The following is a 13,992-nucleotide window of genomic DNA, read 5'->3' on the forward strand; positions in this document are numbered from 1 at the left end:
CAAAAAAAGTAAACGATTTACAGGCACCAATGGGAGGCAACGTGGCATGAGCTACCTTGGCATTGATCTGGGAACATCCGGGCTTCGCGCCCTGCTACTGGCAGAAGATGGCAGCGTGATCGGATCTGCTGAGCAGTCTTACTCATCTGAACACAAACACCCCGGTTGGAGCGAACAGAACCCGGCGGATTGGATCACGGCGCTTGAAATGGCGGTTGGCGAATTGCGCGGTAGTCACTCCGAGTTTACCGACCTCCGCGCTGTCAGCGTCGCAGGACATATGCATGGCGCAACTCTGCTGGATTCTGCAGGCGACGTGATCCGGCCTTGCATTCTGTGGAATGACACGCGCTCGGATATTGAGGCACAGCATCTGGATGCCATGCCCGGCGTTCGTGAGATTTCAGGCAACATCGTGTTTCCCGGTTTCACGGCGCCCAAACTGCTCTGGGTCAAGGCTCATGAGCCTGAAAGTTTCGCCCGCGTGGCCAAGGTCCTGCTTCCTGCGGCTTATTTGAACTACTACCTGACCGGCGACTATGTCGCCGATATGTCGGACAGTGCCGGAACATCCTGGCTGGACGTGTCGGGCCGCGCGTGGTCCGACACCTTGTTGACCGCCGGGCAGATGAGCGAAACACAGATGCCGCGGCTTGTCGAAGGATGCCAGCCAGCAGGCACCTTACGGCCCGATTTAGCGGCAAACTGGGGCGTCAGTGGCAGCGTCGTTGTTGCGGGTGGTGCGGGAGATAATGCGGCAGCTGCCTGTGGCCTAGGGGCTTTGAATGAGGCTGATGGCTTTCTGTCTCTCGGAACCTCAGGCGTTCTTTTGGCTGCGCGGGATGGTTACTACCCTGCCCCTGATTCCGCACTGCACACGTTCTGCCACGCAGTTCCTGATCGCTGGTACCAGATGGGTGTCATGTTGTCGGCAACAGACAGCCTAAACTGGCTGGGTCAGATCACTGGCAAGACTCCATCCGACCTGACGCGCAATCTGGGCGACACTTTGTGTACGCCCGGTCGCGTGCAGTTCTACCCCTACCTGTCCGGAGAACGCACACCCCATAACGACGCCAGCATTCGCGGCAGCTTTACCGGGCTGGGAAAGGATACCGACCAGAACGACCTTACCTGTGCGGTGCTCGAAGGTGTCGCCTACGGTTTGAGCGACTCGTATGATGCGCTGGTGCAGACTGGAGCCCGCATAGACCGTCTGATCGGCATCGGCGGTGGAGCGCAATCACGGTACTGGGTAAAACTGATCGCAACCGTTCTGGATGTGCCCATAGAGTTGCCGCAGGATGGTGAGTTCGGTGCCGCACTTGGGGCAGCTCGACTTGCAATGATCGCTGGATCCGGAGCGTCGCCAGAGGACATCCTCAAACCTCCCAGAATCGGTGAGCGGGTGCTTCAGGACAGTAATATGACAGAGGCTTTCAACGCGGCAAAAATCCGTTTCCGCGCGGCATACGAACATCTTCAGGAAATATCGTCTAGGCGGGGATAGACGTGCTTGGCAAGTAGTTCTGTAAGGCGACTTAAACCAGTTCCAAATACGCCAATAGTGCGGTCCTATGTGCCGCACATACTTAGCACCACTCGGAAAAAGCGGCGCAACGTGTCAGCTCGGAGGTGTCTCGACTGGTTAGAGTTCGCTCTTGGTTGATCACCCGATTTCCCGACGGAAGGGATAAAAAGTCGTGATCATTCCAACCATGATCGGTGTAATCCTGAACACATGCAAAAGGGCGGCCCATTCCGCCTGACTCTGCTTGATGGGAATGTCCGCTTTGTCAGATTAGGTGCTTGGTCGGGCGGAACCTATCAAGGTTGGCTCAAGGCTGTGTTCGAGGATCTGCGTCGACCATTCCCGCGCACCATGCGTTGGACAGAATGGTCCTCAACAGACTTACTTGGAAGCGGCCTCGATACGATCCAAGCTATCTTCCAGCCAAGTTTTTAGGTTTACAACAAGCCGTGCAATATCCTGACCCAATTCGGTCAGTTCGTACTCAACGCGAAGCGGCATTTCGTCAAAGACCTCTCGGTGTACAAGTCCGTCCTCTTCCAGTTTCCGCAAGGTCTTGGTCAGCATCTTTTGGGAGACGCCTTCAATCCGTCGGTGAAGGTCCCCAAACCGCATTCGGTCCTCTGACAAAGCGGCCAAGGTCAGCATCGTCCATTTTTCCGCCAGGCGGGACAGTATCTCTCGTGTCGGACAGTCGGCAATGAACGCGTTTGGGTGAACTTGTTCCATACTTACCCCTGGGTACCTAATTGACGATGGTAACCTGATGTCCGATGTCAATCGAACGGTCAACCTTACTGTGGAGCGTGTTGTGAAAATCGGAATCTTAGGCGGCGGAAATGTCGGTCAAAAACTGGCAGCCTTGGCAGAGAAAGCCGGGCATGAAGTTGTTGTGGGTCGGAGAAGCGGGCCCGTAACATTCCGAGATGCTGCGGCGGGCGGAGACATCATCATCTTGGCGGTACACTATGCTGTGGTTGAGGAGGTCCTTGCACCTCTGTCGGATGTCCTGAAACAAAAGATATTAATCGATGCGACCAACCCTCTGAACGATGATTGGTCCCCCTTGGTTTTGGACAGCGGCATCTCGGCTGCTGAAGCTGTTACCGGAATGGTACCAGACACAATCGTGGTCAAAGCCTTCAATACGATTTTTGCGGACGTAATGGAGCATGCCGAGCAAGGTTGGGACGGAAAACCCGTGACGGCCTTTGTTGCAGGCGACAAGACTGATGCCGTGGCTACAGTCGCTCAGATCGCGGCAGATATGGGCTTTGATCCGGTTACGATCACAAAGCTCGCAGCAGCCCGGTACCTGGAGGGGATAGCGCATCTCAATATCGAACTGGCACTTGGGCAGGGTGGAGAAACGAATGCAGCGTTCTTCTATCACCGACACTAATGCCGATCCGTCGCATTGAATTCGAGGTCGCGGGCGACACGCTTGTGGGCGATTTGCACCTGCCGAACGGAGATGGACCTTTTCCTGCTGTCGTAACCGGCGGGCCGATGACTTCGGTCAAGGAACAGGTGACCGGCACCTATGCTGCTGCTTTGGCCGATCGAGGGTTTTCAGCACTTGCCATCGATCATCGACACTATGGCCAAAGCGGCGGTCAACCCCGCCAATATGAATTCTATCCGCACAAAATAGAGGACCTAAACGCAGCCATCGATGCCTTGGCTGAACAGCCTGAAGTTGACGAAGGGCGGCTCGTAGCCGTCGGAATTTGCCTGGGGTCCGGATACCTCGCTCATGCGATCAAAGCCCGCTCTGATGTCAGGGCATTCGTCGCCATCGCCGGATATTACCGGGACGTCCCCGCGATGATGGCCGCAGACCCACAAGGTTTTCACGACCGGATCGAGCAAGGACGCAAAGCCCGCGAAGAATACGAAGCCACCGGAGAAGTCACGATGATCCCAGCGGTGTCGCTGGAGCAAGATGCTGCGATGACCTTGCAATCGACATATGATTACTATGCGGAGAGAGCCGCACATCCGAACTATGCGAACGCTTTTGCCGTGATGTCGCGAGAGCATTTTTTGCAGTTTGATGTTCAAAATGCAGCACCTGACCTACGCTTGCCATTCCTGCAATTACACGGCCCAAATGCGTTGAACCCTGCGTGGGCGGACAAGTTTTTCAGGGCGGTTCCAGGCGAAAAACAAAGAGCATCACTGTTTTCTAAAGGTCAAACTGACATCTACGATGATCCTGCTATCGTAGGGGATGCTTCAGATCAGGCCGCTGATTTCCTTTGGAAGGTTCTTTGATCCTCAGGAGCCTACAGCGGGGCAAGGTCAACGCGTGTTTCGAAACGATCTTTAAGTGTCCAAGTATTCCTTAAGTTGCCACTTTCCCAATGCAGACATTGAACACCAACTGCGTAAAGGCAGGACGGTCTCGCGAACTGTGCATTACCGACACAATCTTCTCTGCGCCATGATCGAATGGCGGCTAACTCTACCGACGCGCAGAGGCAAAAACTGTGCGCCTGCAGCAATTTTCGTGCTGCGAGCGCGCGCAGCACAAATTCACAATGACGGGGTTGGGCTCAAAGCCGTCATCCGACGGCATTAGCGATTAGACCGGTTTGTGGTTGCGAGCGGTCATTGGGGCCGCTCTCAGGATTGGTCCGACATCGGCCCTCCCAGAACTATTCAACGAGTTTTCAAGCTTGACGCTGAGGTTCTACCGCCGTCTGATCCGCTCGCGACGGCGCTCGCGACGTTCGATGTTTATCTGATGATCATGGCCTAGCGCCCGATAGAACCCCACTCCCTTGGACCAGTTCACAAAGTGGGCAAAGCTGTCGACCTGATCGTCGTTGCGTCCGCGTGGAAAGGATTGAAGCTCTCGTTTGAACACCGGCAGCCAGGGTGCATCTGCAGGCAGATAAACCTTGCCCTCAGCGCCTGCTTGAAGAGATCGATGCCGGACGTATCGACATGGTTGTTGTCTACAAGATCGACCGGCTGACCCGATCGCTTCCCGACTTCTCCAAGCTCGTCGAACGGCTCGAACAGGTCGAGTGTTCCTTTGTGTCCGTCACGCAGGCCTTCAATACTTCTTCGTCCATGGGTCGGTTAACCCTGAATGTACTGTTGTCCTTTGCTCAGTTCGAACGGGAAGTCACCGCTGAACGTATTCGTGACAAGATTGCAGCTTCCAAGAAAAAGGGGCTTTGGATGGGTGGCAACCTGCCTCTCGGCTATGACCGCCACCCCGATCCAAAAGCAAGAACGCTGGTGATAAATGAACAGGAGGCCAGAACGGTCCGGCATCTCTTTGGGCTTTATGACGAGCTGGGTTGCCTGCGCAAAGTAGAAGAACGGGCAACGGCAGAAGGGCTGCGGTCAAAACGGTTTGTTCGGACAGATGGCAGTGTGAAGGGGGATTGTCCGCTGTCACGGGGTCAAATCTATTACCTGCTGCGCAATCCGGTCTATCTCGGAAAAATCCGCCACAAGGATAAGATCTGGGACGGACAACATCCGGCGATCATCGATCAGGACATCTGGGACCGGGTGCAGGAAAAAATGCGACAGGCCTCCAACCGCTCGCGGGCACGCGGCGACTCCGATGCGCGCCAACACTCCACTGACCCCGGGGCCTGGCTCACCGGTCTGCTGCATGACGAAACTGGTGATCGGTTGACGCCGACCCACACCACCCGCAAAGGCCGACGGTTGCGCTACTATATCTCCAACAGACTGATCTCGGGTGGTAAGGATATCTCTGGCTGGCGACTGCCCGGCCCTGCGCTCGAAAACGCGGTCATCGATGTCATCGTCAGACATCTGCAAGACGCCGCAATCACGCATCGAGTTCTGGCGCAGCCGGAAGCCGGGTCAGCGGAAGCGGTTCAGACTTCAGTTGCGGATTTAGTAACCCGGCTTCTAGGCCAAGGCTGTCAGGTCGGCGCTGATATTCTGGCCAGTGGCGGAATCGCACGAGGACACATTGACCTCGAATTGAACCCCAAAACCCTGGCAAGCGCACTTGGCATCGCGGTCGATCATCTGCACCCAGATCTCACACACATCACCACATCTTTCGATCTGCGCCGCCGCGGCGTCGAGGCCAAGGTCATCGCCGGAGATATGGCACCCCAACCTGATCCCCACCTCCGGTCCATGCTGATCCGCGCCCATGGCTGGGCACGCGATCTAAAAGCCGGAATTCAACTTATGGAGATCGCACGCTGCGAAAGCGTCCCCGGCGCCTTCATCCGCACCCGTGCTCAGCTCGCATTTCTCTCTCCGAAGATTCAAGCCGCGATTCTCGACGGCACTCAGCCGCCCGAACTCACACTCAAGCGTCTGGTCAGCGTGACCCACCCACTTGACTGGATCGAACAGGAACGCCTGTTCGGCTTCTAACATCTCCAGATCCTGCGTCCCTGATAAAGGGCTCACCCTCCCTGATCCGGCGGAACAACTCCCTGTTCCCGCGATAAAATTCCCTGTTCCACCTTTTAGGGAATTTGCAGCATAAACCTCTGAAAAACATACAGTTCTGATAGGAGAAATGACGGAAATCAGTCCCGGTTTGCGAAAATTCCCTGTAAATTGCCGCTTATCAGGGAAATCCAGCCCAAAGCGACCCCACCAAAATGCGACACTGAGACTTGCGCCTGAATTGTCCTCTGAATGTACGGTTTGCTTCGTCTCTGATTGAAAGCGCATGCGCCAACGCGCGGGAATTGCGGCAAAATTTCGGGTCAGAAAACACAACTGAAGTGAGACAGGTATGAGTGGCGGGGAGACAGGGATTCGAACCCTGGGAACGCTCTCACGTTCAACGGTTTTCAAGACCGCCGCATTCGACCACTCTGCCACCTCCCCGTCGGGGGCCCGGTCTAAGCCCAACTGAGATCAGAGGCAAGCCGAAATCGGGAAATCTTGCTCAAGCCTGCGCAGCAGCCTTTCCTTGGCCCTTCAGCCACGTTATGATCTGGCCTTAAGATCGTAGCAGACTGGCGCTCAGAACCGGTCGTTCGGTGGGGCTAGAAATAATGAAGCCCTTTCAGGCAAGGGAATAAATGATGAAGCGAGCGACGCAGACACGCGCAAAACCGCGAGGACTGGCTGTTTTGGCCGTGACTTTCACAGTTTTGTCCGGGTGTGACGAGGTTCTTCAATCTCAGGACGGTTCCGCAAAACCCAAGAGCGACAGCGCTGACAATTCGACAATCGAACTTGTACCTCAGGTAACCAACAGCTCGCAGCGTGACGTTGAAGCGCCCGATGTGTTTTCTTTGACTGAAGCCGGACTTTGGGATGGGCGGCCTTCGCTAGGCGGCATCTGGGTGGCGCATCCCGATGTCAACCAGCCTGAACGCGTTTTGATCAAGAACACCGCGAACAACAAAAGCGTCACGGGCGCGTTGTTCCGGCGACCGGCGAACTTGCCTGGGCCTGCCTTGCAGGTCTCCTCTGCTGCGGCAGAAAAGCTTGGAATGCTGGCCGGTGCGCCAACGCGCGTGAGTGTTGTGGCCTTGCGCCGGGAAGAACCCAAAGAGGCGCCGCCCGCCGAAGAACAGAAACCCGAAGCGGAGGCTCCGAAAGAAGAAACCGAAGTAGCAGCCGCTGGACCTGAAGCAGAGACCGAGGCTGCTGCACCGGAAAAGCCGGCCAAGCGCAAGTGGTGGCAAAAGAAAGAACCTGCCGCTGCGGGCGCTGCTGCAGCGGCGGCTGGCTCGGCCAGTGAAGAGGCTGCGGAAGCTGCGGTAGACAGTGCCTCAGCCGCTGGGGCCGCCGCACCGGGACTGTCTGACGCCCCCGTTGCAGCCCCAACTGAAAAACCAGCCAAGCGCAAGTGGTGGCAGAAAAAGCAACCCGAAGAGATAACGGCCACACCGCTGGACCCGATCGAAGGGGCAGCCGCCGCGATTGACGCGGCCGAGGCCACGCCGGCAGCGGCCGCAGCCGCCGCCCCTGCCGCATCGAACCTGACGAAACCGTATGTCCAGATCGGCACGTTCAGTGTTGAAGCCAATGCCAATACCGCCGCAGAAAAGATCCGCAAAAACGGTATGACTGCCGAGGTCCGCGCGCTCAAGACCGAAGACAAAACCGTATGGCGCGTTCTGGTCGGCCCTGCCGCGACACGCGCCGACCGCAAGGCAATTCAAACCGATGTCAAAGATCTGGGCTTTACCGACGCATTCACCGTGTCCAACTGATAACAGGAGGCGCCCCGTGCTATCCGCAATTCGCACATCCGTACTTACCCTCGGGATGGCTGTCCTGGCCCTGCCCGCACAAGCGTTTGATACCACGGCGCGGGCCGCCTATGTGATCGATCAGACAACCGGAACCGTACTGCTGTCGAAAGACGCTGATCAACCGCTGCCGCCTGCGTCAATGTCGAAGCTGATGACGCTCTATGTCGCGTTCGAAGCGCTGCGCGATGGGCGTTTGACTTTGCAGGAAACTCTGCCCGTATCTGAACACGCGATGAGCTATGGCGGCTCGACCATGTTCCTGAACACGCAAGATCGCGTAACGGTCGAGGACCTGTTGCGCGGTATTATCGTGTTGTCGGGCAATGATGCCTGCGTGGTGATCGCCGAAGCGCTTAGCCCCGATGGGACCGAGGCGGGATTTGCCCGTTACATGACCCAACGCGGTAAGCAGATGGGCATGGACAATTCCAACTTTGCCAATTCAAACGGCTGGCCCGCCGCAGGGCATATGATGTCAGTGCATGATCTGGCGGTTCTTGCGGATCGTCTGATCGGCGACTTCCCGGAATACTACCCGTTATTTGCAGAAGAAGAGTTCGAATTTGACGGGCGCGCACCGTCGAACAAACGCAACCGGAACCCTTTGCTGCGGCTGGACATCGGGGCCGACGGGCTGAAAACCGGTCACACGCAAGAGGCGGGTTATGGCCTCGTCGGGTCGGCCAAACAGGGCGACCGCCGGGTGATCTTTGTCCTCACCGGTCTCGATAGCACCGCACAGCGGGCAGAGGAGGCTGAGTCCGTTGTTAACTGGTCGTTTCGAAATTTTGTCGAGAGGACAGTTGCCACCGAAGAAACGCCGATAGCCGAAGCCAAGCTGTGGATGGGCGAGAAGAAGACCGTGGGGTTGGTGCCCCAGGGCGACCTGAACGTGCTTTTCCCGGTTCTGGGCACTCAGAATGTTCAGGCAGAGGTCGTTTACGACGGTCCTGTCAACGCCCCTGTTGCCAAGGGCGATCAACTGGCTGAGCTGGTCATCAAACCCGAAGGCCTGCCCGAAATTCGCCGCCCGCTGGTTGCAGCCGAGGATGTGCCCCTGGGCGGGTTCCTGGTGCGCATGATGACAGTGGGCGGCATTGTTCTGAAAGACGTGATCAATAACCCGCTGGAGTCGATGTGACGCAACGCGGGATGTTCCTGACCTTTGAAGGCATAGACGGATCAGGCAAGTCTACTCAGGCCCGAATGTTGGCCGAGTATCTCCGCGAGACGGGCCATCAAGTTATCCTGACACGCGAACCCGGGGGATCACCCGGGGCTGAGGAAATCCGCAGGCTGGTGTTGGAAGGCGACCCGGATCGTTGGTCGGCTGAAACCGAAATTCTGCTGTTCACCGCCGCCCGCCGCGACCACCTAGAACGCACCATTGAACCAGCGCTGGCCGATGGCAAGGTGGTGATCTGCGACCGCTTTGCCGACAGCACCCGCATGTATCAGGGCCTCTCGCGCGGTGATCTGCGGGGCATTGTCGATCAGTTGCACAGCCTCATGATCGGGCGCGAGCCGGACATGACCCTGCTGATCGATATGGACCCGGAAACCGGCCTGTCCCGCGCCAAAGGCCGCCAAGGCACCGAGGAGCGGTTTGAAGATTTCGGCCCCGCCCTGCAAAAACAGATGCGCGCCGGGTTTCTGGCGCTGGCAGATGAGTTTTCCGGCAGGTTCCGCGTCGTCGATGGCAATCGCGACATGGACAGCGTTGCGCAAGATGTGAGAGACATCGTCATGGCAGCTTTGCGATAGACGATGAGTGACGACACCCCGCCCCCAGATCAGGCCCCCGGCGCACCGCATCCACGCGAAACCACCCGAATATTCGGACAGGACGCCGCCGAGCAGGCATTTCTGACCGCCTATACCTCGGACCGGTTGCATCATGGCTGGCTTCTGACTGGCCCGCGCGGGGTTGGCAAGGCGACACTGGCGTGGCGGATTGCACGGTTTCTGCTGGCAGCACCTCCTGCTGATGACGGCGGGCTTTTTGGTGCGCCTGCGGCCCCCGAAACGCTGGAAATTGACCCTGACCACCCTGTCTCGCATCGCATCACAGCAGGCGCTGAACCCGGTCTGGCGGCCATCACACGCTCGTTGAATGATCAGGGGCGATTGCGCGGCGAGATTGTCGTGGACGACATCCGCAAACTGGGCAAGTTTTTCGGCCTGTCCTCGGCAGATGGCGGTCGGCGCGTGGTCATCGTCGATTCTGCTGATGAGATGAATGTCAGCGCCGCAAATGCGCTGCTGAAGATGCTGGAGGAGCCGCCGGCGCGAACCACGCTGCTGCTGATCTCGCACCAGCCTTCGCGCCTGTTGCCTACGATCCGGTCGCGCTGCCGAACCTTGCGCCTATCACCTCTGGGGCCTGAGGACATGCAGGACGCTTTGACCCAAACCGGGGCAGAACCGCCATCGCAGGCGGATCATCTGGCCGCACTGGCCGCTGGATCGGTCGGCGATGCGGTGCGTCTGATTAATCTAGGCGGATTGGATTTGTATGCAGAACTGATCGCCATTCTGGGCACCTTGCCCCGTATGGATCGCCAACGCGCTTTGAAGCTGGCCGAAACCGCCGCCCAGCGCGGCGCGGCCGAGCGGTTCGAACTGTTGTTAACGCTGATCGACGTCGCCCTGTCTCGCCTTGCCCTGACGGGCGCAACCGGTGCGCCACCCGTGCCCGAAGCCGCCCCAAACGAAGCCGAAACACTTGCCCGCCTGTCCGCCTCGCCTCATCAGGCCCGCCGCTGGGCTGAGGTTGCCGCGACAATCACGGCTCGCGCACGTCATGGTCAGGCGGTGAACCTTGACCCTGCCGCTTTGGTTCTAGATACGGTGTTCAAGATACAGGAAACCGCCGGTCAGAGCAGATGAGCAATACGCCCGAAATCACCGACAGCCATTGCCATCTGGACTTCCCCGATTTCGAAGGGCAGTTGGACCAGATCATCGCCAATGCCGCTGCTGCAGGCGTGACCCGGATGGTTACGATCTGCACCCGTTTGCGTAATGAACCTTCGGTTCGCGCCATTGCCGAGGCTCACGCCCCGGTTTTCTACGCCGCGGGCACCCACCCGATGAGCGTGGCGGATGAGCCGATGGCGACAGTTGATGAACTGGTCGCGCTCGCCCAGCACCCCAAATTCGTTGGTATTGGCGAGACCGGGCTGGATTACCACTACACCGCCGACAGCGCCGAGGTGCAGAAGCAATCACTGCGCATCCATATCGAGGCCGCACAGCGCACGGGCCTGCCGCTGATCATCCACGCCCGTGCCGCCGATGATGACATGGCCCGCATACTGACCGAGGAATACCGAAACGCGCCCTATTCCTGCGTCATGCATTGCTTTTCATCCTCGGCTGAACTGGCCCGCGCCGCACTGGATTTGGGGTTCTACCTGTCCATGTCCGGCATCGCTGCCTTCCCCAAAAGTCAGGAGTTGCGCGATATCTTCGCCGCAGCTCCGGTGGATCGCATTCTGGTGGAAACCGACGCGCCCTATCTGGCCCCGCCACCCTATCGCGGCAAGCGCAACGAACCCGCCTATACCGCGCATACAGCCCGCAAAGGGGCCGAGGTGTTTGGCATGGACTACGTCGCATTCGCCGCACAAACTCAGTTGAACTTCAACCGCCTGTTTTCCAAGGTCGGCCAGTACAAGGCCGCTGCATGAGCCTGTTGCGCTGCACCATTCTGGGCTGCGGCTCCTCAGGCGGCGTGCCGCGTCTTGGCGGGCAATGGGGCGATTGCGACCCAGCGAACCCGCGCAACATTCGCCGCCGCTGCTCTCTGCTGGTGGAGCGTGATGGGCCGGATGGCACCACATCGGTTCTGATCGACACCACGCCGGATATGCGCAGCCAGTTGCTGGATACTGGTACCGGGCGGTTGGACGGTGTGGTTTACACCCATTCCCACGCGGATCATATGCACGGGATCGACGATCTAAGGATGATCGTTTTCAACATGCGAACCCGCGTCCCGGTCTGGGCTGATGGTGATACGCAAAACGCCCTGCTGGGTCGATTTGGGTATGCATTCATCCAGCCCGAAGGCTCACCCTATCCACCGATCCTGGATCTGAAATCCATTGACGGCGCTTTCGAAGTCGACGGTCCTGGCGGCCCGATCCCGTTTGAACCGTTCAAGGTCAATCACGGCTCAATTGACTCTCTCGGATTTCGAATGGGCAAGCTCGCCTACCTGCCGGATGTCGCGGAAATCTATGATGATGCATGGCGGGCGATGGAAGGGCTGGATTGCCTTGTCATCGACGCCCTGCGTAGAACACCGCACCCGACCCATGCGCATCTGGAAAAGACACTGGGTTGGATCGACCGACTGAGCCCAAAACACGCGGTTCTGACCAACATGCATATCGATCTGGACTATGCGACGGTTGAGGCCGAAACACCCGACCATATCACCCCCGCTTATGACGGGATGGTGATCGAACAGGCACTGTAAGCCCCTGCCCCGCGCAAGCCAGATATCGCCAAGCCTGGGGGCGATATGCTTCAAAGCCTGATCGATGTCATCCTTCCGGTGTTTCTGGTCATCGGCGCGGGCTATGCCGCGACACGGTCTGGTTATTTCAAAGAAATTCATGTCGACGGTTTGATGAAATTTACGCAAGGGTTTGCCATCCCCTGCCTGTTGTTTCTGGCCATTGCGCATCTGGACCTGAGTGCCAGTTTCAACCCCCGCCTGCTAATCAGCTTTTATTCCGCCGCTGCGCTATGCTTTACCATCGGGCTGTTCGGCGCGCGGCTGATCTTTGGGCGCGATTGGGAGGATTGCGTTGCCATCGGCTTCTGCTGTTTGTTCTCGAATTCTGTCCTTTTGGGCCTGCCCATCACGGAACGCGCCTATGGGCCTGAGAACCTGACCGGCAACTACGCCATCATCGCCTTCCATTCGCCCTTTTGCTACGGCGTCGGCATCACGGTGATGGAGATTGTTCGAAATCGCGGTCATGGCGGCATACGCATGGCGCGTTCGGTTTTATCTGCAATGTTCAAGAACGCCCTCATCCTGGGTATTGCGTTGGGGTTTATCGTGAACCTGTCGGGTCTTGTCATACCTCGAGTGGTCGATGAGGCGCTTGGTCTTGTGACCCGTGCGGCCCTGCCCGGAGCCTTGTTTGCGCTGGGGGGCGTGTTGGTCAAGTATAAACCCGAGGGCGATTTAAGGACGATTGCTTACGTTTGCGGCATTTCCCTTATGCTGCATCCTAGTCTGGTATGGATCTTCGGTGTGTCCACGGGCCTGCCACAGGACCTGTTTCGCTCGGGCGTGTTGAATGCAGCCATGGCGCCAGGTTTCAACGCCTATATCTTTGCCAATATGTATGGCCGGGCCAAGCGGGTCGCAGCGTCATCTGTGCTGATCGGAACCGCCGCATCCATCTTGACCGTCTGGCTTTGGCTGACCCTTTTGGGATAATCCCCGCCTTGACTTACGCGCCCGGCGCGACACCTATCGGGCAAACAGAAGGAACCACACATGCCGCACGCCATTATCGTTGCACATGGTCAGCCCTCAGACCCGGATCCGGCAGAGGCCTCGCTTGCTCGGTTTGCGGCTCAGGTTGACGCTCTGACCCAGAATGTATCGGTGCGTTCGGCAACGTTGGCAGCCCCTGGCCGGCTTGAGGCGGTGATGGACGACCTGCCATCTGATGCGGTGATCTACCCATTGTTCATGGCCAAAGGATGGTTTGTAACCAGCGCCTTGCCCAAACGCGTCGGCGACCGTGGACTTCGGATTTTGGACCCGCTTGGCGTCGATCCTGATCTTCCAACTTTGGTGTGCACCGCGCTGCGCGAGGCTTTGACATCAAAGGGCTGGGTCACCGAAGAAACCGATCTGGTGATTGCAGCGCATGGATCGGGGCGCAGCCGTAACCCATCCGCCGTGACATTGGCGTTCGCCGAAACGCTGGGTGGCCTGTTGCCGTTCAAATCCCTGAAAGTCGGGTTTGTCGAAGAACCCCCATCTATCGCAGATGCGGCAAGCGACGCGGGTGCGCAGTCCCTTTGCCTGCCCTTCTTCGCCTGCACCGGAGGTCATGTGCTGGAAGATGTCCCACAGGAGCTGGAACGCGCAGGATTTAAAGGCGCAACCCTTCCGGTAGTCGGAGAGCTTCCGCCCATTCAACGCCAGATCGCCCGCAAGCTCGACGCGGCCTTTGCAGCGGCTTAACGCAG

13 protein-coding genes and 1 tRNA gene are annotated in these 13,992 nt (G+C 58.1%); 12 read left to right on the plus strand and 2 right to left on the minus strand.

Annotated features, from left to right (window positions below):
• Positions 1–46 precede the first annotated feature (46 nt).
• Positions 47–1,510, plus strand: a complete 1,464-nt coding sequence (xylB, locus tag AC2FFE_RS02640; RefSeq protein ID WP_496821127.1) for a xylulokinase — start codon at positions 47–49, stop codon at positions 1,508–1,510.
• Positions 1,511–1,912: 402 nt separating this feature from the next.
• On the opposite strand, the gene AC2FFE_RS02645 is transcribed toward xylB, so the two are convergent.
• Positions 1,913–2,260 carry a winged helix-turn-helix transcriptional regulator gene (locus AC2FFE_RS02645; protein WP_496845761.1) on the minus strand — a complete coding sequence of 116 codons (348 nt, stop codon included), beginning with the start codon at positions 2,258–2,260 and terminating at the stop codon, positions 1,913–1,915.
• 37 nt (positions 2,261–2,297) lie between these two features.
• Between AC2FFE_RS02645 and AC2FFE_RS02650 the strand changes: the two genes are divergently transcribed.
• From AC2FFE_RS02650 to AC2FFE_RS02660, 3 genes are all read left to right on the plus strand, one after another.
• A complete protein-coding gene (locus AC2FFE_RS02650; RefSeq protein ID WP_496845762.1) occupies positions 2,298–2,933 on the plus strand; it encodes an NADPH-dependent F420 reductase in 636 nt (211 codons plus the stop codon).
• Positions 2,933–3,808, plus strand: coding sequence for an alpha/beta hydrolase (locus AC2FFE_RS02655; RefSeq protein WP_496845763.1), 876 nt, complete (start codon positions 2,933–2,935; stop codon positions 3,806–3,808). The genes AC2FFE_RS02650 and AC2FFE_RS02655 overlap by 1 nt, the downstream gene beginning before the upstream one ends.
• A gap of 606 nt (positions 3,809–4,414) precedes the next feature.
• A complete protein-coding gene (locus AC2FFE_RS02660) occupies positions 4,415–5,917 on the plus strand; it encodes a recombinase family protein (protein ID WP_496845764.1) in 1,503 nt (500 codons plus the stop codon).
• Positions 5,918–6,292: 375 nt separating this feature from the next.
• On the opposite strand, the gene AC2FFE_RS02665 is transcribed toward AC2FFE_RS02660, so the two are convergent.
• Positions 6,293–6,382 (minus strand) — tRNA-Ser (locus AC2FFE_RS02665).
• A 200-nt stretch (positions 6,383–6,582) separates the two neighbouring features.
• On the opposite strand from AC2FFE_RS02665, the gene AC2FFE_RS02670 reads away from it, so the two are divergent.
• From AC2FFE_RS02670 to AC2FFE_RS02705, 8 genes are read left to right on the plus strand one after another with little or no spacing between them, the layout of a single operon-like run.
• Positions 6,583–7,722 carry an SPOR domain-containing protein gene (locus AC2FFE_RS02670; protein ID WP_496845765.1) on the plus strand — a complete coding sequence of 380 codons (1,140 nt, stop codon included), beginning with the start codon at positions 6,583–6,585 and terminating at the stop codon, positions 7,720–7,722.
• Between the two features lie 55 nt (positions 7,723–7,777).
• On the plus strand, positions 7,778–8,905 hold the full coding sequence (locus AC2FFE_RS02675) for a D-alanyl-D-alanine carboxypeptidase family protein (protein ID WP_496845890.1): 1,128 nt from the start codon (positions 7,778–7,780) through the stop codon (positions 8,903–8,905).
• Between the two features lie 11 nt (positions 8,906–8,916).
• Positions 8,917–9,528 (plus strand): dTMP kinase, encoded by a 612-nt coding sequence (gene tmk, locus AC2FFE_RS02680; RefSeq protein ID WP_496819555.1) that lies wholly within the window; start codon positions 8,917–8,919, stop codon positions 9,526–9,528.
• Positions 9,529–9,531: 3 nt separating this feature from the next.
• Positions 9,532–10,653: a DNA polymerase III subunit delta' gene (locus tag AC2FFE_RS02685; protein ID WP_496819264.1), complete on the plus strand. Its 1,122-nt coding sequence runs from the start codon at positions 9,532–9,534 to the stop codon at positions 10,651–10,653.
• Positions 10,650–11,456, plus strand: a complete 807-nt coding sequence (locus AC2FFE_RS02690; RefSeq protein ID WP_496845766.1) for a TatD family hydrolase — start codon at positions 10,650–10,652, stop codon at positions 11,454–11,456. Before AC2FFE_RS02685 ends, AC2FFE_RS02690 begins: the two co-directional genes overlap by 4 nt.
• Entirely contained in the window at positions 11,453–12,250 is a 798-nt protein-coding gene (locus tag AC2FFE_RS02695) for an MBL fold metallo-hydrolase (protein WP_496845767.1), read from the plus strand. Before AC2FFE_RS02690 ends, AC2FFE_RS02695 begins: the two co-directional genes overlap by 4 nt.
• A 45-nt stretch (positions 12,251–12,295) precedes the next feature.
• A complete protein-coding gene (locus tag AC2FFE_RS02700; protein WP_496845768.1) occupies positions 12,296–13,228 on the plus strand; it encodes an AEC family transporter in 933 nt (310 codons plus the stop codon).
• Between the two features lie 60 nt (positions 13,229–13,288).
• A complete protein-coding gene (locus AC2FFE_RS02705; RefSeq protein WP_496845769.1) occupies positions 13,289–13,987 on the plus strand; it encodes a CbiX/SirB N-terminal domain-containing protein in 699 nt (232 codons plus the stop codon).
• Positions 13,988–13,992 lie beyond the last annotated feature (5 nt).

The organism is Ruegeria sp. YTSA168, assembly GCF_059610045.1.